Source organism: Bradyrhizobium sp. 62B, from assembly GCF_030272265.2.
In the GTDB taxonomy this organism is placed as follows: Bacteria; Pseudomonadota; Alphaproteobacteria; order Rhizobiales; family Xanthobacteraceae; genus Bradyrhizobium.
In genome coordinates this window covers 5912391-5933121 of record NZ_CP092841.2, presented here as the reverse complement: position 1 = coordinate 5933121, position 20731 = coordinate 5912391, and the positions used below count along the sequence as shown (strand labels likewise).

General features: G+C 64.8%; 28 protein-coding genes. 13 read left to right on the top strand and 15 right to left on the bottom strand.

The genetic code is table 11. The features are described 5' to 3' along the window. The first annotated feature begins 152 nt into the window (after positions 1-152). Positions 153-1019, top strand: coding sequence for an IS110 family transposase (locus ML401_RS28505; protein WP_376717318.1), 867 nt, complete (start codon positions 153-155; stop codon positions 1017-1019). A gap of 57 nt (positions 1020-1076) precedes the next feature. Here ML401_RS28505 and ML401_RS28500 read toward each other — a convergent pair whose 3' ends face one another. Together ML401_RS28500 and ML401_RS28495 are read right to left on the bottom strand one after the other, a co-directional pair. Beyond that, positions 1077-1919: a MoxR family ATPase gene (locus tag ML401_RS28500; protein ID WP_063201884.1), complete on the bottom strand. Its 843-nt coding sequence runs from the start codon at positions 1917-1919 to the stop codon at positions 1077-1079. A gap of 95 nt (positions 1920-2014) precedes the next feature. Continuing rightward, positions 2015-2260 (bottom strand): GlsB/YeaQ/YmgE family stress response membrane protein, encoded by a 246-nt coding sequence (locus ML401_RS28495; RefSeq protein WP_194404015.1) that lies wholly within the window; start codon positions 2258-2260, stop codon positions 2015-2017. Positions 2261-2382: 122 nt separating this feature from the next. On the opposite strand from ML401_RS28495, the gene ML401_RS28490 reads away from it, so the two are divergent. From ML401_RS28490 to sseA, 3 genes are all read left to right on the top strand, one after another. Then, positions 2383-3558, top strand: a complete 1176-nt coding sequence (locus tag ML401_RS28490) for a VWA domain-containing protein (RefSeq protein ID WP_212067737.1) — start codon at positions 2383-2385, stop codon at positions 3556-3558. Between the two features lie 215 nt (positions 3559-3773). Beyond that, a complete protein-coding gene (locus ML401_RS28485) occupies positions 3774-4187 on the top strand; it encodes a rhodanese-like domain-containing protein (RefSeq protein ID WP_212067736.1) in 414 nt (137 codons plus the stop codon). Positions 4188-4309: 122 nt separating this feature from the next. Beyond that, positions 4310-5164, top strand: a complete 855-nt coding sequence (gene sseA / locus ML401_RS28480; protein ID WP_285807686.1) for a 3-mercaptopyruvate sulfurtransferase — start codon at positions 4310-4312, stop codon at positions 5162-5164. Between the two features lies 1 nt (position 5165). Here sseA and ML401_RS28475 read toward each other — a convergent pair whose 3' ends face one another. Next, the gene (locus ML401_RS28475) at positions 5166-5939 is read right to left on the bottom strand and encodes a hypothetical protein (RefSeq protein WP_285807685.1); all 774 of its coding nucleotides are present in this window, start codon (positions 5937-5939) and stop codon (positions 5166-5168) included. A gap of 369 nt (positions 5940-6308) precedes the next feature. On the opposite strand from ML401_RS28475, the gene ML401_RS28470 reads away from it, so the two are divergent. Then, a complete protein-coding gene (locus ML401_RS28470) occupies positions 6309-7517 on the top strand; it encodes a L,D-transpeptidase (RefSeq protein WP_285812761.1) in 1209 nt (402 codons plus the stop codon). 57 nt (positions 7518-7574) lie between these two features. Here ML401_RS28470 and ML401_RS28465 read toward each other — a convergent pair whose 3' ends face one another. Together ML401_RS28465 and ML401_RS28460 are read right to left on the bottom strand one after the other, a co-directional pair. After that, complete coding sequence (locus tag ML401_RS28465; protein WP_285807684.1) at positions 7575-8537, bottom strand: D-2-hydroxyacid dehydrogenase family protein; 963 nt, start codon at positions 8535-8537, stop codon at positions 7575-7577. 145 nt (positions 8538-8682) lie between these two features. Further along, positions 8683-8898, bottom strand: coding sequence for a hypothetical protein (locus tag ML401_RS28460; protein ID WP_063201904.1), 216 nt, complete (start codon positions 8896-8898; stop codon positions 8683-8685). A 234-nt stretch (positions 8899-9132) separates the two neighbouring features. On the opposite strand from ML401_RS28460, the gene ettA reads away from it, so the two are divergent. The 3 genes from ettA (at position 9133) to ML401_RS28445 (ending at position 12307) form a co-directional block, all read left to right on the top strand. Beyond that, positions 9133-10782, top strand: coding sequence for an energy-dependent translational throttle protein EttA (gene ettA, locus ML401_RS28455; RefSeq protein WP_194404007.1), 1650 nt, complete (start codon positions 9133-9135; stop codon positions 10780-10782). An 86-nt stretch (positions 10783-10868) separates the two neighbouring features. Beyond that, entirely contained in the window at positions 10869-11069 is a 201-nt protein-coding gene (locus tag ML401_RS28450; RefSeq protein WP_259216928.1) for a hypothetical protein, read from the top strand. Between the two features lie 41 nt (positions 11070-11110). Next, positions 11111-12307, top strand: coding sequence for a lytic murein transglycosylase (locus ML401_RS28445; protein WP_376717317.1), 1197 nt, complete (start codon positions 11111-11113; stop codon positions 12305-12307). 92 nt (positions 12308-12399) lie between these two features. Here the strand turns inward: ML401_RS28445 and ML401_RS28440 are convergent, their stop codons facing one another. Both ML401_RS28440 and ML401_RS28435 read right to left on the bottom strand, forming a co-directional pair. Beyond that, positions 12400-12681: a hypothetical protein gene (locus ML401_RS28440; protein ID WP_063201912.1), complete on the bottom strand. Its 282-nt coding sequence runs from the start codon at positions 12679-12681 to the stop codon at positions 12400-12402. A 226-nt stretch (positions 12682-12907) separates the two neighbouring features. Further along, positions 12908-13231: a hypothetical protein gene (locus ML401_RS28435; protein ID WP_194404005.1), complete on the bottom strand. Its 324-nt coding sequence runs from the start codon at positions 13229-13231 to the stop codon at positions 12908-12910. 133 nt (positions 13232-13364) lie between these two features. Between ML401_RS28435 and ML401_RS28430 the strand changes: the two genes are divergently transcribed. The 3 genes from ML401_RS28430 to bfr all read left to right on the top strand — a co-directional run bounded on the left by ML401_RS28430 (position 13365) and on the right by bfr (position 14723). Continuing rightward, positions 13365-13667 (top strand): hypothetical protein, encoded by a 303-nt coding sequence (locus ML401_RS28430; RefSeq protein WP_285807683.1) that lies wholly within the window; start codon positions 13365-13367, stop codon positions 13665-13667. Between the two features lie 161 nt (positions 13668-13828). Beyond that, entirely contained in the window at positions 13829-14101 is a 273-nt protein-coding gene (locus ML401_RS28425; protein ID WP_211416235.1) for a bacterioferritin-associated ferredoxin, read from the top strand. A 133-nt stretch (positions 14102-14234) separates the two neighbouring features. Next, the gene (gene bfr, locus ML401_RS28420; protein ID WP_285807682.1) at positions 14235-14723 is read left to right on the top strand and encodes a bacterioferritin; all 489 of its coding nucleotides are present in this window, start codon (positions 14235-14237) and stop codon (positions 14721-14723) included. A gap of 204 nt (positions 14724-14927) precedes the next feature. Here bfr and ML401_RS28415 read toward each other — a convergent pair whose 3' ends face one another. The 5 genes from ML401_RS28415 to ML401_RS28395 form a co-directional block, all read right to left on the bottom strand. Continuing rightward, positions 14928-15530 (bottom strand): MSMEG_1061 family FMN-dependent PPOX-type flavoprotein, encoded by a 603-nt coding sequence (locus ML401_RS28415; protein ID WP_211416236.1) that lies wholly within the window; start codon positions 15528-15530, stop codon positions 14928-14930. A gap of 50 nt (positions 15531-15580) precedes the next feature. Then, positions 15581-15961, bottom strand: a complete 381-nt coding sequence (locus tag ML401_RS28410; RefSeq protein ID WP_285807681.1) for a DoxX family protein — start codon at positions 15959-15961, stop codon at positions 15581-15583. Positions 15962-16036: 75 nt separating this feature from the next. Next, on the bottom strand, positions 16037-16390 hold the full coding sequence (locus tag ML401_RS28405) for a hypothetical protein (RefSeq protein ID WP_285807680.1): 354 nt from the start codon (positions 16388-16390) through the stop codon (positions 16037-16039). 148 nt (positions 16391-16538) lie between these two features. After that, on the bottom strand, positions 16539-16889 hold the full coding sequence (locus ML401_RS28400; protein ID WP_285807679.1) for an MmcQ/YjbR family DNA-binding protein: 351 nt from the start codon (positions 16887-16889) through the stop codon (positions 16539-16541). 18 nt (positions 16890-16907) lie between these two features. Beyond that, the gene (locus tag ML401_RS28395) at positions 16908-17984 is read right to left on the bottom strand and encodes an alpha/beta fold hydrolase (RefSeq protein ID WP_285807678.1); all 1077 of its coding nucleotides are present in this window, start codon (positions 17982-17984) and stop codon (positions 16908-16910) included. Between the two features lie 132 nt (positions 17985-18116). On the opposite strand from ML401_RS28395, the gene ML401_RS28390 reads away from it, so the two are divergent. Together ML401_RS28390 and ML401_RS28385 are read left to right on the top strand one after the other, a co-directional pair. After that, on the top strand, positions 18117-18383 hold the full coding sequence (locus ML401_RS28390; protein WP_285807677.1) for a DUF2277 domain-containing protein: 267 nt from the start codon (positions 18117-18119) through the stop codon (positions 18381-18383). Positions 18384-18481: 98 nt separating this feature from the next. Next, positions 18482-18703 carry a hypothetical protein gene (locus ML401_RS28385; RefSeq protein WP_194403997.1) on the top strand — a complete coding sequence of 74 codons (222 nt, stop codon included), beginning with the start codon at positions 18482-18484 and terminating at the stop codon, positions 18701-18703. Positions 18704-18861: 158 nt separating this feature from the next. Here the strand turns inward: ML401_RS28385 and ML401_RS28380 are convergent, their stop codons facing one another. From ML401_RS28380 to ML401_RS28370, 3 genes are all read right to left on the bottom strand, one after another. Then, complete coding sequence (locus ML401_RS28380; protein WP_285807676.1) at positions 18862-19401, bottom strand: collagen-like protein; 540 nt, start codon at positions 19399-19401, stop codon at positions 18862-18864. Between the two features lie 66 nt (positions 19402-19467). Further along, positions 19468-19716, bottom strand: a complete 249-nt coding sequence (locus ML401_RS28375) for a helix-turn-helix domain-containing protein (protein ID WP_135168630.1) — start codon at positions 19714-19716, stop codon at positions 19468-19470. A 200-nt stretch (positions 19717-19916) separates the two neighbouring features. After that, positions 19917-20684, bottom strand: a complete 768-nt coding sequence (locus ML401_RS28370) for an SDR family NAD(P)-dependent oxidoreductase (protein ID WP_285807675.1) — start codon at positions 20682-20684, stop codon at positions 19917-19919. Positions 20685-20731 lie beyond the last annotated feature (47 nt).

Here is a 20731-nt window from a genome sequence, read left to right as displayed (position 1 = left end):
CCCGCCCGTTCCATCTATCAACCTGAACAGTTGCACGAGGCTGCGCCAACAGACCACGCATCACAGGGACAGGCACCATGATCATACGCCCTCGTTACGTCGGAATCGACGTCTCCAAACGATATCTCGATATCTTCGATGAGAGCCTGGGCGTGCCGGAGCGCATCGCCAACGCGCCGCAGGCCATCACACAGATCGCGGCGCGTTGGCGATGCGATGTGCTGGTCGTCTTTGAAGCCACGGGCGTCTATGACCTTGAGCTTCGTGAGGCGCTCAACCAGGCTGGCATCCGCTTTGCCCGGATCAACCCGGCCCGGGCCCGGGACTTTGCGCGCGCCAGCGGCCAGCTCGCTAAGACCGACCCGATCGATGCCCGGATGCTGGCGAGCTTTGCCCGGGCCATGCAGCCTGCCGCTGAGCAGGCTGCCAATCCTGCCCGCAATGCCCTGGCGGGGCTTGCAAAACGGCGGGATCAACTGGTTCTCATGCGTGCCCAGGAGAAGAACAGGCGCAGCGAGGCCGAGGACCGCGCCATGGCCGATCGCATCGGTCGGCTCATTGAAGTCCTCGACACTGAGATCGCCGAAATCGAGGCCGATATTAGCGCACTGATCAAGACTGAGCCGGAGGTCTCCGATGATGCGCAGTTGATGCGGTCACTTCCCGGCGTGGGCCCCGTAACCTGCATGCAGCTGATCGCGCAGATGCCGGAACTCGGAAAAGTGGGACCGAAGCAGGTGGCCGCGCTCGCCGGCCTGGCTCCCTTCAACGTCGACAGCGGCGCTTACCGCGGCAAGCGGAAGATCGTCGGGGGCCGAAAGCGCGTCCGCGATGCCCTCTACATGGCCGCTCTCAATGCGGTCCGCCGGGCCGATCCATTCAAGGCCTTCTACGCTCGACTGCGACAGGCCGGTAAACCTGCCAAGCTCGCTCTCATTGCCGTTGCCAGGAAGCTGTTGACGGTCCTCAACGCCATCATGCGCGATCGAAAGCCGTACCTGTACACTAGACCAACATAACCGTTGCCGGCTCTGCGCAGCAGCGTTGCACGCTGCAGCGCGTCCGGGACACGAGCCTCACACTTCCCGTCGGCTCAAAAACGCCAGCCGCTCGAACAGATGCACGTCCTGCTCGTTCTTCAGCAGCGCGCCGTGCAGCGGCGGGATCAGTTTGCGCGGGTCGCGTTCGCGCAGCTGCTCCACGCTCATGTCCTCGTTGAGCAGCAGCTTGAGCCAGTCGAGCAGCTCCGAGGTCGACGGCTTCTTCTTCAAGCCGGGTACCTCGCGCACCTCGAAGAAGATGCGCAGCGCCTCTTCCACCAGGCGCTTCTTGATGCCGGGGAAGTGGACGTCGACGATGCGGCCCATCGTGTCGGCGTCCGGGAACTTGATATAGTGGAAGAAGCAGCGGCGCAGGAAGGCGTCCGGCAGCTCCTTCTCGTTGTTGGAGGTGATCATCATGATCGGGCGCTGCTTGGCCTTGATCGTCTCGCCGGTCTCGTAGACATGGAATTCCATGCGGTCGAGCTCGAGCAGCAAATCGTTGGGGAATTCGATGTCGGCCTTGTCGATCTCGTCGATCAGGAGCACCGGGCGCTGCTCGGCCGTGAAGGCCTCCCACAGCTTGCCGCGCTTGATGTAGTTCTTGATGTCGGAGACCCTGCTGTCGCCGAGCTGGCTGTCGCGCAGCCGCGACACCGCGTCGTATTCGTAGAGGCCCTGCTGCGCCTTGGTGGTGGACTTGATGTGCCAGGTCAAAAGCGGCGCGTTCAGCGCCTTCGCCACTTCCTCCGCCAGCACCGTCTTGCCGGTGCCGGGCTCGCCCTTGATGAGGAGCGGACGCTCGAGCACGATCGAGGCGTTGACGGCGACCTTGAGATCGTCGGTCGCAACATAGTCCTTGGTGCCGGTAAATTTCATTGCGTGTCCTTGGGTCATCGTCGGCGAGAGGCGCTCGTCCCGTCGCGACAAGCGAACGGCCGCTCGCGGCGGCCGTTCCTGGTTCGGTCAGGCTTTCAGACCCGTTTTATCAGCGAAAGGATGACGAGCACAATCACCGCGCCGATGGTGGCATCGACGATGGCGCCGACCGTGCCGGTGGCCAGCCCGATATGGAGCTGCGGCAGAACCCAGCTCGCGACCAGCGCTCCGATGATGCCGACGACCATGTTGCCGACCAGCCCAAATCCCGCCCCGTGGACAATCTTGCCGGCAAGCCAGCCTGCGATCGCGCCGATGATGAGCGCTGCGACAATTCCCATTGCATACGTCCCCAAACAACCCCGTGAGGGCGCCAATTCTAGAGCAAAAAGCACCCGGGTCCAGCGTTCAGCGGCAGCCTCCGCCCCTTGACGTTCGTCCCCCGACGGGCAATCTGTCAGCCATGTTCCTGCAATTCTTCACCTCTCTGCGCGACGCGCAGGTCCCTGTGACGCTGCGCGAATACCTCACGCTGGTGGAGGCGCTCGACGCCGACCTTGCGGACTATTCGGTCGAGAATTTCTACTATTTGTCGCGCACCGCCCTGGTGAAGGACGAGCGCAACCTCGACAAGTTCGATCGCGTCTTCGGTACGGTGTTCAAGGGGCTGGAAAACCTGCTCGACGCCATGGAGAAGGCGGAGATCCCCGAGGAGTGGCTGAAGAAGCTCGCCGAAAAGTACCTGACGGACGAAGAGAAGAAGCAGATCGAGGCCATGGGCTGGGACAAGCTCATGGAGACCTTGAAGAAGCGTCTTGAGGAGCAGAAGGGCCGTCACCAGGGCGGCTCGAAATGGATCGGCACCGCGGGCACCTCGCCGTTCGGCGCCCACGGCTACAACCCCGAAGGCGTCCGCATCGGCCAGGAGAAGAACCGCAACAACCGCGCCGTCAAGGTGTGGGACAAGCGCGAGTTCAAGGATCTCGACGGCAATGTCGAGCTCGGCATCCGCAACATCAAGGTGGCGCTGCGCCGCCTGCGCAAGTTCGCGCGCACCGGCGCGCCGGACGAGCTCGATCTCGACACCACTATTCGCGAGACCGCCAATCACGGCTATCTCGACGTGCACATGCGCCCCGAGCGGCGCAATGCGGTGAAGCTGCTGGTGTTCTTCGACATCGGCGGCTCCATGGACGCGCATATCGAGCAGGTCGAGGAGCTGTTCTCGGCGGCGAAGAGCGAGTTCAAGCACATGGAGTATTTCTACTTCCACAACTGCCTCTATGAAGGCGTGTGGAAGCAGAACAAGCGCCGCTTCACCGACCGCACGCCGACCTGGGACGTGCTGCACAAGTATCCGCACGACTACAAGATCGTGTTCGTCGGCGACGCCTCGATGTCGCCTTACGAGATCATGGTGCCCGGCGGCTCGGTCGAGCACGTCAACGAGGAGCCCGGCTCGGTCTGGCTCGACCGCATCATCCGCACCTATCCGCACGCGGTGTGGCTGAACCCGGTCGCGCAGAAGCACTGGGACTATTCGGAATCCACCACCATCATCAAGCGCATCTTCGCCAATCGGATGTACCCGATCACGATCGAAGGGCTGGAAGGTGCGATGAAGGAATTGACGCACTAGCTTATGACCGGCCCGGTGCGATCGGCGATGGAAGTGCGCTCCCTCCCCCGCTTGCTGGGGAGGGGGTATCGCCACGGGCGACGCTCCCCAAGAGGAGAGAGCCCCCACCCGCGTCGCTTCGCGCCGCGACCTCCCCCGCAAGCGGGAGAGGTTAGACTGAGTATTCGGCGCGTAAGCACCGTAGCAACGGCCACGAAATAACGAGGGAGAACGACATGCCCCAAAACATCACCCGCGGCATCAAGGCGCTGATCGACGAGGCCAATGCCGAGATCGAGACGCTCAACGCCAAGGACGCCATCGAGATCTCCAAGAACGGCGACGTCGTCATCGTCGATATCAGAGACCCCCGCGAGATCGAGCGCGACGGCCGCATCCCCGGCGCGTTCGCCTGCACCCGCGGCATGCTCGAATTCTGGATCGATCCGCAGAGCCCGTACGCCAAGCCGATCTTCCAGGAAGACAAGAAGTTCGTCTTCCACTGCGCCGGCGGCCTGCGCTCCGCTCTCGCCGCCAAGACCGCGCAGGACATGGGCCTGAAACCCGTCGCGCACATCGCCGGCGGCTACGCCGCCTGGCGCGATGCCGGCGGGCCGACCGAGACATGGGAGCCGAAGAAGAAAGGGTAATCACTCTCGTCATTCCGGGGCGCGACGAAGTCGCGAGCCCGGAATCCATTCATCCACCAACGTTGCCGCACGATGGATTCCGCGTTCGTGCTGCGCACGCCCCGGAATGACAAGGAAAACCTATGACCGCCACCGACCCCCTCGTCTCCACCGAATGGCTCGCTGCCCATATGGGCGAGGCCAACGTCAAGATCCTCGACGCCAGCTTCAAGCTGCCGGGCGTGCTGCCGCTGCCGAAGGACGACTATCTCGCCGCGCATCTGCCGGGCGCTGCGTTCTTCGACGTCGATGCGGTCTCGGATCATTCCAACCCGCTGCCGCACATGTATCCGAGCGCCGAGCAGTTCGGCCGCGACATCGGCAATCTCGGCATCTCCAACGCCGACACCGTCGTGCTCTACGATGCCGGCGGCTGGGTTGCCGCGCCGCGCGCGTGGTGGATGTTCCTGGCCTTCGGCCATAACAACGTGCGCATCCTCAATGGCGGCCTGAAGAAGTGGCGGGCCGAGGGGCGGCCGGTCGAGAGCGGCGAAGTGAAGCCGAAGCCGGCGACGTTCAAGGCGAGCTTCGATCCGAAGCGCGTGCGCAGCATGCAGCAGCTGATCGCCAATGTCGAAAGCCGTGCCGAGCAGGTAATCGACGCGCGCGCCGCCGATCGCTTCGAGGGCCGCGCGCCCGAGCCGCGTGCGGGCATCCGCTCCGGTCACATTCCCGGCGCCCGCAACGTGCCGTACAATCAATTGTTCGACGCTGCGACCGGCGAGATGAAGCCGCTCGACGATCTGCGCGCCGCCTTCACCGGCGCCGGCGTCAAGCTCGACGCGCCGATGGTGACGAGCTGCGGCTCCGGCGTCTCCGCCGGCGTGCTGACGCTCGCGCTGTATCGCTTAGGGATCACCGACACCGCGCTCTATGACGGCTCGTGGTCGGAATGGGGCCAGGAGAGCGGTCCGGCCATCGCGACCGGGCCGGCGTAAATTACTGGCGCGACCTCGTGGCCGTCGTCGTCGCGAATGTCTGCTGCTGGCCGAACGGATCGAGCTGCTGCTGCAATTGCTGAGGCGGCGGACGCCGCACCACGCGCTGCCGCTTCTTCGCCTTGGCCTTGCGCTTGGTCGCCTTGTCGTCGGCCTTGCTCTCGACCTTCTTCGCCGGCGGATCCTTTACGGCCGTCGTCGCCGGCTCGTTCAGTGCGGCCAGCTTGGCCGCGGCGATTTCGAGCGCGGAGGAGGCGAGGGCCGGATCAGCCGCCGGCGGCTCGCCGACGGTGGCGGCAGCGGCAGCGCCAAGGTCAGGCTTGGCATCCGGAAGCGAGGCCGTGGTGTCGGCCTGGGTGAGCGTGTCGGCGGGCGCCGGCATTGCGGCCTCCGTCGTCGGCTCGGCCTTGGCCGGCTCGACGGCCGCAGCTTCTGCCGGAGGCGCAGCGGCCTGCGTCTGGACGTCAGCCTCGGTCGTCAGCGCAGCGACCTGCTCGGCCCCGGTTGCCGGCAGGCCAATGGTCGGCACCTGGTCGCGCACCGACGGCTCGGGCTCGGCCGCCACCTCCGGCTCGGTGCGGAGCACCGCGAGCACCGGCTGGGCTGGCTCGGGTCCTTGCGCGAACCGCTGCTCCTGCGGGCCGTTCAGCCAGGACGGGTTATTGGCATACTGCTCGTGGCTCGCGCGCAGGAGAGCGGCGGCGCCCAGGCCGAACACCAGGATGGAGGTTGACAGCAGGATCGCGGCAAACAGGAAGCGAAAGCCGGGAAGCATCGAGGGGTTACGAATTTCCGCCCGGGCGGCGTGGGGTGCCGGGGCCCATGAGCCATCTGAACGCGGTGACGGTACTGTTGGCCGCGTTCGCCGCGCGGGATCGAGAGCTCAAATGGGCGGCGAATCAGGCTGATTCGAACATACCGCAACGATTTCGACCCGTTCCCTAAAAAACGGGGCCGCAGACTCCGGCAAATGACGGCGGAAGCGGATTTCCGCCCCGTGATGCAACGGGGCAACGGTAGTCTTGCGGATCACAAATCGGCCAATCCGGCGCAAATAAGCCTGATATGTCTTGAATGTGCCGCTATCTTCCGTCATCTGGCCGTTAACGGTCCGATCGGGCTTGGGGACTATACAAGAGCGATGATGATCAAACATTTTCTGACGATATGCGCTGCCGCAACAGTCGCTGCCGCGGGAACCTCGCTCGCGCAGGCTCAGAGCTATCCGGTCCAGCAGTCACCGAGCTACGGCGCCCCGGCCGAATATCGGCCCGGTGACCGTGCGCCGAATTTCGACGCGCTGGACGATGACGACGACGCGATGCCGCAGGCCGCGCTGCCGCCGCCCGGCCCCGCCGACGATCCACGCTATGGCCGCCCCGCCGGCGCACCCCCGGTCTACTCGGCCGCCCCGCCGCAGGGCCCGGTGATGTCGCCGGACGATCCGCGTTATGGCCGCCCGGCGGGTAGCCCGCCGGTCTATTCGGCCGCGCCGTCGCAGGGCCCCGTGATGTCGCCCGACGATCCTCGCTACGGCCGCCCCGCCGGCCCGCCGCCGGTGATCTATGCCAATCGTCCGGGTCAGCAGGGACAGGCCCCCGCCGGTGACGGCATGCGTCCGCCGGAAGCTGTCGGCGGTCCCGCCGCGACCGGTACGGTCCAGGCCGGCCAGCCGCCCGTCGGCGCCGATGGCCGTCCGATGACCATGGCCGCGCTGCCGCCCGAGGAGCAGCCCGATGCTGCGCCGGTGCAGTTGCCGCCAAACCTGCGCCGCCAGGAAGTCTCGTTCCAGACCAAGGAGCCGGCCGGCACCCTCGTGGTCGATACGCCGAACACCTACCTCTATTACGTGCTCGGAGGCGGCCGCGCGATCCGCTACGGCGTCCGCGTCGGCCGCGACGGCTTCACCTGGACCGGCGTGCAGAAGATCACCCGCAAGGCCGAGTGGCCGGATTGGCATCCGCCGACCGAGATGATCGAGCGCCAGCCCTATCTGCCGCGCTTCATGGCCGGCGGCCCCGGCAATCCGCTCGGCGCCCGCGCGATGTATCTCGGCTCGACCGTCTACCGCATCCACGGCACCAACCAGCCCTCGACCATCGGCAAGTTCGTCTCGTCGGGCTGTATCGGCATGCTGAACGAGGACGTCTCCGACCTGTTCGACCGCGTCAAGGTCGGCACCCGCGTGGTCGTGATGCCGGGCGGCCCGCCGCCGGGAACGGCGACCGCCTCCGCTGCGCCGGCGTCCGGTCCTGCTGCTGGCCCGGCTCCGATGGCCGCCCAGGCGGGTCCCGTCCCGGGCACCCAGCCGACGGTGGTGCCGCCGCTGCCCGCACCGGTCACCGTGCGTTAAGCGCTGCGAATCAATTCAGATTGTGAAGGGCGTGCCGTCGGCACGCCCTTTTCGTTTTCAGGCCAGCTTGCGCGGCAGCTCGCCGCCCTTGGTGAAGGCGTCGATCGCCTCGACCATCTGGCCGTAATGGATGCGCAGACCGTCCTCGGTGGCGTACCCGAGATGCGGCGTCAGCACGAGGTTGTCGAGCTTGCGGAAGGGATGATCGACGGGCAACGGCTCGACCGAGAACACGTCGATGCCGGCGCCCGCGATTTTGCGCTGCTGCAACGCTTCGAGCAGTGCCTGCTCGTCCACGATCGGCCCGCGCGCGGTGTTGACGAGGAAGGCGGTCGGCTTCATCCGCGCCAGGTCCGCGCGGCCCACGAGGCCACGCGAGCGCTCGCTGAGCACGACATGGATGGTGACGATGTCGGCCTTGGCGAACAGCTCCTCCTTGGTGGCGTAGCCGACGCCGGCCGCCGCACACTTCTCCGGCGTCAGGTTCGGGCTCCAGGCGATCACGTTCATGCCGAACGCCTTGGCGATCCCGGCCATCTTGGTGCCGAGCTTGCCGAGCCCGACGATGCCGAGCGTCATCCCCTCGATCTCGACGCCGGCAAAGCTCTGCCAGGGCTCGCCTGCATGCATGCGCGCATTCTCGCGGCCAATGCCGCGGGTCAGCTCCAGGATCAGACCCATGGTCAGCGGTGCCGTGGGATCGCGGGAATATTGCGTGCCGCCGATCGCGACGCCGCGCGCCTTGGCCGCCTCCATATCGATCGACGCGTTGCGCATGCCGGAGGTCAGGAGCAGCTTCAGCTTCGGCAAGCTCTCGAACAGGCCCTTGGGGAAGGCCGTGCGCTCGCGCATCGCGCAGATGATCTCGAAGTCGGCAAGTGCGCTCGCCGCGGCCTGTTCGGAGGCGAAGGGATGGCTGAACACGGTGACGTCGACGCGGTCGGACAGTTTCTGCCAGTCGGCGACGTCGAGCGCGAGATCGAAATAGTCGTCGAGAATTGCACAGCGCAGCCGGCTCATCAGCGTTGATCCAGGGCCAGAGTTGATCGCGAGAGGTGAGGGCGCGAGGGGAGCGCCGTCGTCGGAACCCAAGGCCATGGTTGCGCGCAATCGCACCAGCGCGCAAGCCGCTTGCGTCTTCAAAAGTCCGATAGGAGAGAGGCGCTTAGAGGTCGCGGGGCTTCAGGCGGAACGGCGCATCCATGCCGTGCTTGGCGCGCCAGGCGGGGCCGGGGCCGCGCATGTAATGCAGCTCGGGCCGGTAGGGGTTGAAGGCGGTGGCGAAGAAGCGCTTCCAGAAGCCCTTGATCTCCGAGGCGAAGTCGGAGACGTGGCCGGCTTCTGCCGGAACAGGAAGAGAATGGGTCTCGATCAGAGCCATGATGCGGCCTCGCTGTGCTCCCGTTCGTTCTGAGCGGGTGGCGCTGTTTCCGCGCGAAACCGAGCTTTCGGCCTGATTTATTAAAAGATGGTTTCAATTGTCCGGATCGGTGGCCGGATGGTGTCCATCCCGTATTCGTTCGTGGTGAACGGACGGAAAACGTTGCCCTTTTGGGACGGGATCGCTACATCGCAGGCGAAGCAAATTTCCTCAAATCGAAGGTTTTCGGGACCGATGGCGCGCCAGTTCATCTATTTCATGCAAGGCCTGACCAAGAGCTACCCGACCCGGAAGGTGCTCGATAACATTCATCTGAGCTTCTACCCGGACGCCAAGATCGGCGTGCTCGGCGTCAACGGCTCGGGCAAGTCGACGCTGCTCAAGATCATGGCCGGCCTCGACAAGGAGTATAACGGCGAGGCCTGGGTCGCCCAGGGCGCCCGCGTCGGCTACCTCGAACAGGAGCCGCAGCTCGACGCCAAGCTTTCGGTGCGCGAGAACGTCATGCTGGGCGTCGCCAAGCAGAAAGCCATCCTCGATCGCTACAACGAACTGGCGATGAACTATTCCGAGGAAACCGCCGACGAGATGACCAAGCTGCAGGACGAGATCGAGGCCCAGGGCCTCTGGGATCTCGACAGCAAGGTCGACCAGGCCATGGACGCGCTGCGCTGCCCGCCCGACGAGGCCGATGTGACCAAGCTCTCCGGCGGCGAGCGCCGCCGCGTCGCGCTGTGCAAGCTGCTGCTCGACCAGCCCGATCTGCTGCTGCTGGACGAGCCGACCAACCATCTCGACGCCGAATCCGTGTCGTGGCTCGAAAGCCATCTGCGCAGCTATCCCGGCGCGATCCTGATCGTCACCCACGATCGCTACTTCCTCGACAACGTCACGAGCTGGATCCTCGAGCTCGATCGCGGCAAGGGCATTCCCTACGAAGGCAATTACTCGTCCTGGCTGGTTCAGAAGCAGAAGCGGCTGGAGCAGGAGGGACGCGAGGACGCCGCGCACCAGAAGACGCTGGCCCGCGAACAGGAATGGGTCGCTTCGTCACCGAAGGCGCGTCAGGCCAAGTCCAAGGCGCGCTACCAGCGCTATGAGGATCTGCTCAAGCAGGCCAGCGAGAAGCAGACCCAGACCGCGCAGATCATCATCCCCGTCGCCGAGCGGCTCGGCGCCAACGTGGTCGATTTCGAAGGCCTCAGCAAAGGCTTCGGCGACCGCCTCCTGATCGACAACCTCACCTTCAAGCTGCCGCCCGGCGGCATCGTCGGCGTGATCGGCCCCAACGGCGCCGGCAAGACCACGCTGTTCAAGATGATCACCGGCCAGGAGAAGCCGGATTCCGGTTCGATCACGGTCGGTGAGACCGTTCATCTCGGCTATGTCGACCAGTCGCGCGACGCGCTCGACGGCAACAAGAACGTGTGGGAGGAAATCTCCGGCGGCAACGAGCTGATCCTGCTCGGCAAGAAGGAAGTGAACTCGCGCGGCTATTGCTCCGCGTTCAACTTCAAGGGCGCCGACCAGCAGAAGAAGGTCGGCGCGCTCTCCGGCGGTGAGCGCAACCGCGTGCATCTTGCCAAGATGCTGAAGTCCGGCGCCAACGTCCTGCTGCTCGACGAACCGACCAACGACCTCGACGTCGACACGCTGCGCGCGCTCGAAGAGGCGCTGGAGGATTTTGCCGGCTGCGCCGTCATCATCAGCCATGATCGCTGGTTCCTCGACCGTATCGCGACCCACATCCTGGCCTTCGAAGGCGACAGCCACGTCGAATGGTTCGAAGGCAACTTCCAGGACTACGAGAAGGACAAGATGCGCCGGCTCGGCCAGGACAGCATCATCCCGCACCGCGTGAAGTACAAGAAGCTGACGCGGTGACGGCTATTGGCGCCCGCGATTTGCCGCGGGCGCATCCCCGGCGGCCCAGCATTTTCATCCGATAGCCCCTGTGATAAGATGTCCGCATGGTCGAGCCTGACAGCATGGTTCTGGAGCTCTTGCGCCACATCCGCGCGGCGGTCGATGACGTGCGGGATGATATCCGCGAGATGAAGCAGCGCATCGGCAATCTGGGAAGCCAGTACGCGAACATGTCGAACCGGCTTGATCGCATGGATGTTCGCATCGAGCGGATTGAACGACGTCTCGATTTGGCTGACGCGTGAACGGACTGAGCCGACTGCTTGGGTGCGTCGTCGCTGCTCTATTGCTCGCGTCGATTCTCTGTCATTCCGCCCGCGCCGCCGACGCGGCCTTTACACAATTCATCGCCTCGCTGTGGCCGGAAGCGCAGGCGGAAGGCGTCTCGCGCGCGGTGTTCGACGCGCAGACGCGCGGTCTCGAGCCTGATTACAAGCTGCCCGACCTGATCCTGCCCGGGCGCCCCGCGACCGGCGCGCCGTCGCAGGCCGAGTTCGTGCAGGTGCCTGCGGATTATGTCAGGGAGGCCTCGATCGCGCGGCTTGCTGGCGAGGGACAGCGGCTGCTGCAAAAATATCGCGCCGCGCTGAGCGAGATCGAAAAGAAATCCGGCGTGCCGGCGACCGTGATGCTCGCGATCTGGGGCCGCGAGACCGATTACGGCCGCTACACCCTGCCTTACGATCTCGTCCGCGTGCTGGCGACGCAGGCCTATGTCGGACGCCGCAAGGATCAGTACCGCACCGAGTTCATCCTCGCGCTGAAGATCCTGGGCGAGGGCGTGGTGACGCGCAAGGACATGCGCTCGTCCTGGGCTGGCGCCACCGGGCTGACGCAATTCCTGCCGTCCGAATATTACAAGCACGGCGTCGATTTCGACGGCGACGGTCGCATCGACATCTGGCACTCGGTGCCGGATGCGCTGGCCTCGGCCGCGCAGCAGCTCGTCAACAAGGGCTGGCAGAGCGGCCTGCGCTGGGCCTATGAAGTGCAGGCGCCGGCCAAGGTCGATTGCAGCACAGGCGTGCCCGAGGTGACGAAGCCGATCGGCCAATGGCTGCGCGAGGGCTTCGTGCCGGTGCGCGGACAGAAGCTCAGCGCCGCCGAGCAGGCGCAGCCGGCTTCGCTGCTGCAGCCCGAGGGCATCTACGGCCCGTCATTCCTCACGACGAAGAACTATTTCGTCATCAAGGAATACAATTTCTCCGACCTCTATGTGCTGTTCGTCGGCCACCTTGCCGACCGCATGACGAGCCCGCTGCCGTTCGCAACGCCCTGGTCGGCCTCCAGGCAATTGCGCACCAAGGATGTCGAGACGATGCAGCGCGGCCTCACGCGGATCGGGCTCTACAGGGACAAGATCGACGGCAAGGCCGGCATGCAGACCCGCGCGGCGCTGGGCGCCTATCAGAAGTCGGCAGGCCTCAAGGTCGATTGCTGGCCGAGCGAAGAGGTGCTGCGTTCGATCCAGGCGGCGCGATAGCGGCTCGCGCTTCTCTGACCTCAAAGAAAAAGCCCGGCCGATGGTCTCGGCCGGGCTTCGATCGCGGCGCTGACGAGCGCCATGCGATCAGATCAGTAGCAAACGCGAACCGGGCGAACGACCCAGCCGTAGCCATCCCAATAACGCTGGCGCTGCCAGTAGCAGGGCGCGGGCGGCGGGGGCTCAGCGACGTAGACGGGGCCGCCATAGGCGGGACGGCTCGACGCGATGGCGCCGCCGACGATGGCGCCGCCGATCAGGCCGGCTGCGATGCCGGCGCCGACGCCGTCATGGGCCTTCGCGGACGGCGTGGCGGTCACCAGCGAACCGGCGACCGTCGCGACCGTGAGGGCGGCAACTAAAGTCTTCTTCATGCTCTTGGCTCTCCTGGGAGATGGGTTCCTCTTGTTAGAGGCGCCCGGGTTTCAAAGGTTCACGCACACGCTGAGGGAATTGGCCGTGCAGCTAGGAAGCGCGCAATTGGTCAACCCACGGTAAACGCACACGGAGCTGTGACGAGAAAAAGCGGTCTTTTTCAGGCCCCGAGATGAACGGCGCATCCGTAGTGAACCGGTCCACACGAACCCTGCTTGCGGCGCCTCAGCCGCAGACTCTGACGCGGCGGACGCGCCAGCCATAGCCGTCCCAGAAGCGCTGCTTCTGCCAGACGCAGCCGCCGCCATAATAGCCGTCGGCGACGTAGCCGGGACCCGGCGCATAGTAGCGGCGCGGGTAATAGCCGGGTTCGTAATAGCCCGGGCCGGGTCCGTAATAATACGGAGACGCCAGCGCGCCGCCGACAATGGCGCCGCCGATGATCCCGGCCGCCACGCCTGCCGCGACACCGCGCTGAGCCTGGGCCGGTGTTACGGCCGCAACGGCCAGGGTGGCGACGGCCGCGACCGCCAGGAGCAATTTCTTCATTGGTTTGACCTTTCGCACAAACACGCTGGAACCCTTTGGGAGCAGAGTTCCATACTTCGTTTGAATGATCAATGAACGGCACCTTTGCCAGGCCCGACCAATTCATGTGGACTGCGGCTCTGCCAGGGAGGCGATGATGGGCAACGCGATGATAAATGCACTGGTCGCTGCCGGAATCGTTTTTGCGATCGGCTATGGCTGGTTGACCCATCTCCAGAACCGCGGCCGGCGCTCGCGCGCCGGGGCTGGCGGCGACAGTGGAAGCAGCAGCACCGGCTCTGGAACCAGCGACGGCTTCTCGCTGGGGAACTGGTTCTCAAGCGACAGTTCGGGCAGCTCTAGCGACGGTGGCAGTTGCTCCAGCAGCGATAGCGGCAGCAGTGGCGGTGATTGCGGAGGCGGCGGCGGCGACGGCGGGGGAGGCGGCGGCGATTAGATCCTCTCAAATCTTGATCCAGCGCAACGCCGTAATTTAGGGCCGTTCTAGGCTGCTTTCGGGCCAGTTTGGAATAGCTTCAAATACCGGTTTTTCCTTTTGCATCCGGCCGGCCCGTTAAATATCGATGATGACGCATCACCGAGGGGCCTGCCGCTTCCATGATCGTTTGTTCCTGTAACGTGCTGAGCGATGACGATATCCGCGCCGCCGTCGCCGAGTCCGACGACGCCGTGCGCCACGCCAAGCAGGTCTATGGATGCCTCGGCTGTAGCGCCGAATGCGGCCGCTGTGCGCGAACGATCAAGACCATCATCGACGAAGCCCTTGGCCCCTGCGCCCAGTCCTGCTGTGCCGGCTGCCCGCACAGTCACACCGTGGCCGCCAATGACGAGACGGCGGAGCCCGCCCAGTTCGCCCTCGCGGCCTGCTGAAATCTTCCCTTCGGATTGGCTGCGCTTTTCCCCGGCTGCGTCCGCGTGGCCAGTTGCCCTCATCCGTAAACTGACTTAGAAGCGTTCTAAATTCGGTTGGGGCCGATTTGGAATGCAAGAGCTGGAGTGAACCATGCAGGGCGACGCAAAAGTTATCGACTATCTCAACAAGGCGCTGCGTCACGAACTCACTGCGATCAACCAGTACTGGCTGCACTACCGCCTCCTCGACAATTGGGGCCTGCTCGACATGGCCAAGGTCTGGCGCAAGGAGTCCATCGAGGAGATGGAGCATGCCGACAAGCTGACCGCGCGCATCCTGTTCCTCGACGGTTTCCCGAACATGCAGGTGCTCGATCCCCTGCGCATCGGCCAGAACGTCAAGGAGATCATCGAGTGCGATCTCGCCGCCGAGATGAGCGCGCGGGCGCTCTATCAGGAAGCGGCCACCTATTGCCACGGCGCCAAGGACTACGTCACGCGTGACCTGTTCGAGAAGCTGATGAGCGACGAGGAGCACCACATCGACTTCCTCGAAACCCAGCTCGACCTGATCGGCCGCATCGGCCTCGAGCTCTACACCCAGAAGCACGTAGGCGGGCTCGAGGGCGAGGGGCACTAAGCTCCGGCTTTCGCCGCATACTCCAGTGTCGTCCCCGCGAACGCGGGGATCCACACCGCGCGATCGATCTGCAAGTGGCGGTGTTCGTACCGCCGGATAGGCTCTTCACTGCAAGCCTTCGCCAAACCCCTTCTGGGGGTATGGGACCCCGCGTTCGCCCGGACGACACCGTGACTGTTGCTCCACCGCTGAACTGAGCTTCAGCTACAACTGCGTCTTGTAGATTTCTTCCACGGTTTCCTGGCTGGCCGGCTCGCCAAGGCCGGTCTGGTCGTGAATGACCGTGACGATGCTCGGCATCACCGAGCGCTGCACCTTCTCCGACGACCACAGCTTCGAGCGCATCAGCGCCTTGCCGCAGTGAAAATAGACTTCGCTCACAGTGACGTTCAGCACCGCGCGCGGCGGCTTGCCGAACTCCACCATGGAGGCAAGCAGATCCGGATCGGCCGACAGCGTGCCGCGACCGCCGACGCGTAGCGTCTCGTCGATCCCTGGGACGAAGAACAACAGCTGCACGAAGCCCGAGCCTTCGACCACGTTGCGAAAGCTGTCGATCCGGTTATTGCCGGAGCGGTCGGGCATCAACAACTGATTGGGACCGGCGACGTGGACGAAGCCGATGCCGCCGCCGCGCGGCGAGGCATCGACGCTGCCGTCCGCTCCCGATGTCGCGAGCACGCAGAACGGCGACATCTCGATGAATTTCTTCGCGTGCGCGTCGATCGCGGGACGCGCCTTTGCGATCACGCGCGGGCTCGGCTTGGCATAGATGGTGGCGAGGTCTTCGGCGCAAAGCTGGGTCACGAAGGTCTCCTTGATTGACGTGTCGAGACTATCATTCCCCGGCCGCCCCGCTATCCCTTTTGTCGCCGCCATGGCCATGCGATCACGTCGGCGCAGTAAAGTGCCCACCAGATCAGCACGGGCTGAAGCACCAGGCGCGGACCGTGATAAAGCCAGCTATTGGGGATGGGCGGAACGTCGATACCCTCCAGCGCGTGCTTGATGTTCGCAGGCCAAACGCAAAGCGCATAGAGCGCGAGCGCCACGCCTGCCCACCAGCGCAGCGGCGTCATCAGCAATGCAATCGAGCCCGCAATCTCACAAATGCCGGTGACGAGAATGACCTTTATCGGGAAGGGAACCCAGGACGGCGCGATCGCGAGAAACTTGTCGGGGACGGCCAGATGCGCAAACCCGGCAGCGACGTAGAGTGCGGCAAGAGCGAAGCGCATCACCGCGCGCCTGCGGTCGGGTTCAGAAGCCATCGCTCGAACTACCACGCGCAGCACTAACGCGCCATCGCGCGGCTAGACCGCATCCGCCGGCACGAAGCAGCTGATGATGATGGCGCCGCGGTGGTGGACATACCACACCACGGCCTGACCGACCGGATTGCCGCGGTCGCGGATGATGGCGCGCTCGGGCACCTCCATCCATTGTCCTTCGATCGGCACCCAATAAGTGCCGCCGCGCACATCATAGTCGGTGCGATGGCCGTCGGAGACGTCGCAGCAGGGCACGCCGTTCGGCGCGATGACGCTCTTGAACCAGGCGCGAATGTCGGGCGGGACGTGGTCGTATTGACCGTTGTCGAACGCGAGTGCGGCGCCGGTCAGCGCCGTCATCGCGATCAGCCAGACGCACAGTGCGAGCCTGTGCATGCGATCCCTCCTCGTCGTGGCCTGATCTTCGCGTGCGAGTCCTGCTCGCGTCGATTCCATCGTTGATGCGATTAAGCCCGAGCTATCGGCGCATTGCATGCCCAAATAATATGCGGCGCAGGGGCGCCGCGCATGATGCGATGCGGTATCAGCTTCGCGATCGCGTCTCGATCGACGCGAGCAGCGATTTCGGTGCAACGTTGCGCCAGGCCATATCGAGCGCGCTCCGAAACGTCGTCGGGTCGATCTTCGCGAGTTTCACATTCGTGCTGCCGCTCTTGCCCCAGGCGCCAGGGACCGGACGAAACAGCTCCGGTTCGGCGTCGACGAGCATGGCCTGCTGGTCCGGCGAGAGCTTCACCATGCCCCATGTGTCATCGGGATAACCCAGCGGCGCGAACACGCGCTTGCCGATGCGGAAGTCGGCATGGCCGTGATGTTCGCCCTCGATGACGCCGGGAAGCGCGAGTGCAGACTTGCGAAAGCGGGATTTCGACATGCCGTCTTGCTGCTCGCATTACATCGTCCGCTGCGGGGCGGTCTGCAACAATTGCCGGACCTGCTCGACGTAGAATTTGGCATTGCCTGTGGTGCCGTGGCCGCGCGTCTCGGTGCTTGCGGGGATGAGATACAGCTTGCCGTTCTTGACCCGCTTCATCGCTGCGTCGGTGATGCCAGTCTCCGGCGGATTGCGCTCGTCGTCGGCGGAATTGATCAGCAGCAGCGATGCTTCGATGGCTTCGAGTTTCTCGCCCGCATTGTAGTCGTGCGAGGACTCCCACTGGTAGACGAAGTCGTTGGCATCCGCCGTGATCGGCGTCGCCAACCGGTCGTCGACCATCTTGTCTGCCTTGGCCGCAGTCGGCGCCTGCTGCTGGTAGGCCAGCGTACCGCCGATGCTGGCGATGCCGTAAGCGGTGGCTGCGTATTTCATCATGCGCGGCTGGGTGGTGTAGTTGCCGCCATTGTAGTCGGGATCGTTGCGGATGGTGTCGAGCATGATCCGCCGCATCATCCAGTTGCGCGAGGCCATTTCGGTCGGCTGCGAGGCCATCGGGATCAGCGCATCCATCGCCTTCGGATATTTCTCGCCCCACAGCCAGGTGTGCATGCCGCCCATCGAATTGCCGATGACGAGGCGCAGGTGCTTGATGCCGAGGCCTTCCGTCACCAGGCGATATTGCGCCTCGACCATGTCGTCGTAATTGTATTTCGGGAAGCTGGTCTTCATTCCGTCCGACGGCTTCGATGATTTGCCGTGGCCGATCCCATCGGGAATGATGATGTAATATTTGGAGGCGTCGAGCGGTTGTCCCGGGCCGAACAGCTCGCCACCGAAGGAAGGCCCCAGCATGCCCGTGCCCGAGCCGCCCGTGCCATGCAGCACCAGCACCGGCTGGCCCGTGGGCTCGCCCACGGTGGTGTAATGCAGCTTCAGCTCCGGCATGGTCTCGCCGGTGTGGAACCTGAAGTCCTTGGCGATCCAGTCGCCTTGCTTGGGGGCCGGATGATCGGCGGCCGATATGGGTGTGGAGATGGCCGACACCGAAATCGACAGCAGAACGGCCGACAGCGCCGCGCAGAGCATCTTCATGTTGTTCTCCCCCCCCGTTGCGGCTCATGGTCGGCGGCCGCGTTACGGCGGAACTTAGCAGAACTGCGAAGAAAGATGTAGGATTTCAGCTCCGCCGATCGTCTTCATGGAAACATCCGGAGAGAGGCCTGCATGTGCCGCAACATCAAGACGCTGTTCAACTTCGAGCCGCCGGCGACGGAGGATGAGATCCACGCCAGCGCGCTGCAGTTCGTGCGAAAATTGTCTGGGTTCAACAAGCCGTCGCAGGCCAACGAGGCGGCGTTCGACCTTGCCGTGGCGGAGGTTTCGGAGGCCGCGCGGAAACTCCTGCGCTCGCTGCACACCCATGCCCCGGCGCGCGACCGCGAGGTCGAGGCGGAGAGGGCCAAGGAGCGCTCGCGGCTGCGCTTCGGCTAGCGATCGCTGACAAGCCCATTCCGTGATCTGGCTCACGGAAGAAAGCCTCCAGGTAAGCGATGGTGTTCGCCGGGGTTTTGACAGCCCGGAGCACGATCATGAACCGCCCCCTTCTTCCGCTGAAAGCAGGTGCCATTGTTTTCACGCTGCTATGGACGGCGTGGATGATGTGGTGGAGCGGCTCGTTCTCGAGCGCGAACGTGATCATCCTGGCGCTGTGCGGCGCGGCGGTCGGCTATCTCTGGTATCGCGCCATGCGCTGGCAGTTCGAGCGCATGGGCATGCTGCCGCACAAGGACGACGCGTCCGGTTCGTCTTGATTGGCTGGTGTCCCGGATGCGGTGCGGCGCGAAGTGCCGCTCCGCAGAGCCGGGAGCCAAAATGACCCGCACATCGCTTGGCGAGACGGGCCCCCGCTCAGCAGCGCAGCATTGCATGCCGCGTTGCGTCCAGGGCACTAAGCGCTCGGATGCGGCACTTAATCCTTCTGGCCGTGCTTCTTCTTTTTCTTCTTCTTCCTGGGCCCGTCGCCTTCGCCGTCGTCGCTCTCGGTATCGACGGTCGCTGCATCGGGCTCCTGCACGGCGGCCTCCAGCGCTTCGCGCTCGGCGGCTTCGCGCTCGCGCTGACGGCGCCGCTCGTCCCAGGCGTCGAACAGCTGATCGAGCCATGGCAGCACCTGTTCGATCGAGGGCAATTGACCGGCAGGTCCCGGCTCGCCGCGCGGGCCTTGCGGCCCCGCAGGTCCCTGCGGCCCTGTAGGACCCTGCGCGCCGATGGCCCCGCGCGGGCCGGCCTCGCCCTGCTTGCCTTGCGGGCCGGGCTTGCCCTGAGGTCCCGCCTTTCCGAGCGGCCCCGGCTTGCCCTGCGGACCCGGCTTGCCCTGCGGACCCGGCTTGCCGCGCGCGCCGTCGGGGCCGCGCCGGCCCGGATGACCCTGCGGTCCCGGCCGTCCCGGCTCGCCCTGCCGTCCGCGCGGCCCTTGAGGTCCCTGCCGCCGTCCCTGATCGTCTGCCACGCCACTGCTCCCTGTCACGGAAGCAAGCTACTTAGCGGCGTTTGACGACAGCAGCAATTCCGCGCGCTAATCCTGATAGGCGGGCACGTCGATGCCGGAGGCGGCGTAGAGCTTGATCTTGTTGCGCAGCGTGCGCACCGACAGGCCGAGCACGCGCGAGGCGCGCGTTCGGTTGCCGTCGCAGCGCGCCAGCGTCTGGAGCACGAGCTCGCGCTCGACCTCGTCGACGGTGGCGCCGATCAGAAGCGGAACGATCTGGTTAGGAGCAAGAAATTGCGCGCCCGGCCCGGACGCGGCGACATGAACAGTGGTCATCAACACACTCCCCGATCAACGCCCGCTTCCATCGTTGGAAGCGGATCGAGAACAAACGACCCCCAAGCCGTAGATCCACGGTGGTCGGGTTTGGTTAACGAAAGGTTAATTACGGGGCATCGCACCAGATGACCTCGGGAATGCCGCGAAGCCGCCGCGATTGGCAGAAGATGCATATCAGTGCGGCCCGGTCTGCTCCCTCACACCGTCCGGTAGCCCCCGTCCACCATCACGATCGTTCCCGTGACATAGGCCGACAGATCCGATGCGAGGAAGAGCGCGGGGCCGACGATATCCTCCGGCTTGCCGGTGCGCGCCAGCGGGGTGTGGTCGACGAAGGCCTGCACCAGCGCCGGATTGGTGGCGCGCACATTGGCGTTGATGTTGGTCTCGATGAAGCCCGGCCCGATCGCGTTGACGCGCACGCCTTCCTTGCCGAGCTCGACCGCGAGCGCCTTGGTGAAGCCGAGCACGCCGTGCTTCGAGGTCGTATAGGCCGCCGAGCTCGGCGTGCGCAGATGCACGAAGGACTGGATCGAGCCGATATTGACGATGCGGCCCTTGCTGGCGCGCAGAGGTGCGAGGAAGGCCTGCGTCACGTTGAAGACGCCGTTGAGGTTGAGCGAGATGATGTCGTTCCAGTCCTTCGCGACCGTCTCGGTCTCCGCGGTGAAGGCGTTGCGGCGGGTGATGCCGGCATTGTTGACGAGGATCGAGACCTGCCCGACCTTGCCTTCGACCTGCTTTGCCAGCGCGAAGCAGTCCTCGCGCCTGGTCACGTCGAGCGCAAAGCTCTCGGCCTTGCCGCCCGCTTCTCGGATCTCCTGCGCGGCCTCCGCGACCGTGTCGGAATTGACGTCGAGCAGCACCACCCGCGCGCCCTCGCGCGCATAGCCGGCGGCGATCGCGCGGCCGATGCCGGAACCGGCCCCGGTGACGACGGCGATGTGGTTTGCGAGCAATGCCATGACATTTTCCTCCCGATTTCTTTTCGAAGTTTCACCAAACGCTAACT

Excerpts from the sequence above, each read along its gene's own strand:
- ML401_RS28500 (WP_063201884.1), bottom strand. The coding sequence starts at position 1,919 with ATGAAATTTACCGGCACCAAGGACTATGTTGCGACCGACGATCTCAAG.
- ML401_RS28495 (WP_194404015.1), bottom strand. The coding sequence starts at position 2,260 with ATGGGAATTGTCGCAGCGCTCATCATCGGCGCGATCGCAGGCTGGCTT.
- ML401_RS28490 (WP_212067737.1), top strand. The coding sequence starts at position 2,383 with ATGTTCCTGCAATTCTTCACCTCTCTGCGCGACGCGCAGGTCCCTGTG.
- ML401_RS28485 (WP_212067736.1), top strand. The coding sequence starts at position 3,774 with ATGCCCCAAAACATCACCCGCGGCATCAAGGCGCTGATCGACGAGGCC.
- sseA (WP_285807686.1), top strand. The coding sequence starts at position 4,310 with ATGACCGCCACCGACCCCCTCGTCTCCACCGAATGGCTCGCTGCCCAT.
- ML401_RS28475 (WP_285807685.1), bottom strand. The coding sequence starts at position 5,939 with ATGCTTCCCGGCTTTCGCTTCCTGTTTGCCGCGATCCTGCTGTCAACC.
- ML401_RS28470 (WP_285812761.1), top strand. The coding sequence starts at position 6,309 with ATGATCAAACATTTTCTGACGATATGCGCTGCCGCAACAGTCGCTGCC.
- ML401_RS28465 (WP_285807684.1), bottom strand. The coding sequence starts at position 8,537 with ATGAGCCGGCTGCGCTGTGCAATTCTCGACGACTATTTCGATCTCGCG.
- ML401_RS28460 (WP_063201904.1), bottom strand. The coding sequence starts at position 8,898 with ATGGCTCTGATCGAGACCCATTCTCTTCCTGTTCCGGCAGAAGCCGGC.
- ettA (WP_194404007.1), top strand. The coding sequence starts at position 9,133 with ATGGCGCGCCAGTTCATCTATTTCATGCAAGGCCTGACCAAGAGCTAC.
- ML401_RS28450 (WP_259216928.1), top strand. The coding sequence starts at position 10,869 with ATGGTCGAGCCTGACAGCATGGTTCTGGAGCTCTTGCGCCACATCCGC.
- ML401_RS28440 (WP_063201912.1), bottom strand. The coding sequence starts at position 12,681 with ATGAAGAAGACTTTAGTTGCCGCCCTCACGGTCGCGACGGTCGCCGGT.
- ML401_RS28435 (WP_194404005.1), bottom strand. The coding sequence starts at position 13,231 with ATGAAGAAATTGCTCCTGGCGGTCGCGGCCGTCGCCACCCTGGCCGTT.
- ML401_RS28430 (WP_285807683.1), top strand. The coding sequence starts at position 13,365 with ATGATGGGCAACGCGATGATAAATGCACTGGTCGCTGCCGGAATCGTT.
- ML401_RS28425 (WP_211416235.1), top strand. The coding sequence starts at position 13,829 with ATGATCGTTTGTTCCTGTAACGTGCTGAGCGATGACGATATCCGCGCC.
- bfr (WP_285807682.1), top strand. The coding sequence starts at position 14,235 with ATGCAGGGCGACGCAAAAGTTATCGACTATCTCAACAAGGCGCTGCGT.
- ML401_RS28410 (WP_285807681.1), bottom strand. The coding sequence starts at position 15,961 with ATGCGCTTCGCTCTTGCCGCACTCTACGTCGCTGCCGGGTTTGCGCAT.
- ML401_RS28405 (WP_285807680.1), bottom strand. The coding sequence starts at position 16,390 with ATGCACAGGCTCGCACTGTGCGTCTGGCTGATCGCGATGACGGCGCTG.
- ML401_RS28400 (WP_285807679.1), bottom strand. The coding sequence starts at position 16,889 with ATGTCGAAATCCCGCTTTCGCAAGTCTGCACTCGCGCTTCCCGGCGTC.
- ML401_RS28395 (WP_285807678.1), bottom strand. The coding sequence starts at position 17,984 with ATGAAGATGCTCTGCGCGGCGCTGTCGGCCGTTCTGCTGTCGATTTCG.
- ML401_RS28390 (WP_285807677.1), top strand. The coding sequence starts at position 18,117 with ATGTGCCGCAACATCAAGACGCTGTTCAACTTCGAGCCGCCGGCGACG.
- ML401_RS28385 (WP_194403997.1), top strand. The coding sequence starts at position 18,482 with ATGAACCGCCCCCTTCTTCCGCTGAAAGCAGGTGCCATTGTTTTCACG.
- ML401_RS28375 (WP_135168630.1), bottom strand. The coding sequence starts at position 19,716 with ATGACCACTGTTCATGTCGCCGCGTCCGGGCCGGGCGCGCAATTTCTT.
- ML401_RS28370 (WP_285807675.1), bottom strand. The coding sequence starts at position 20,684 with ATGGCATTGCTCGCAAACCACATCGCCGTCGTCACCGGGGCCGGTTCC.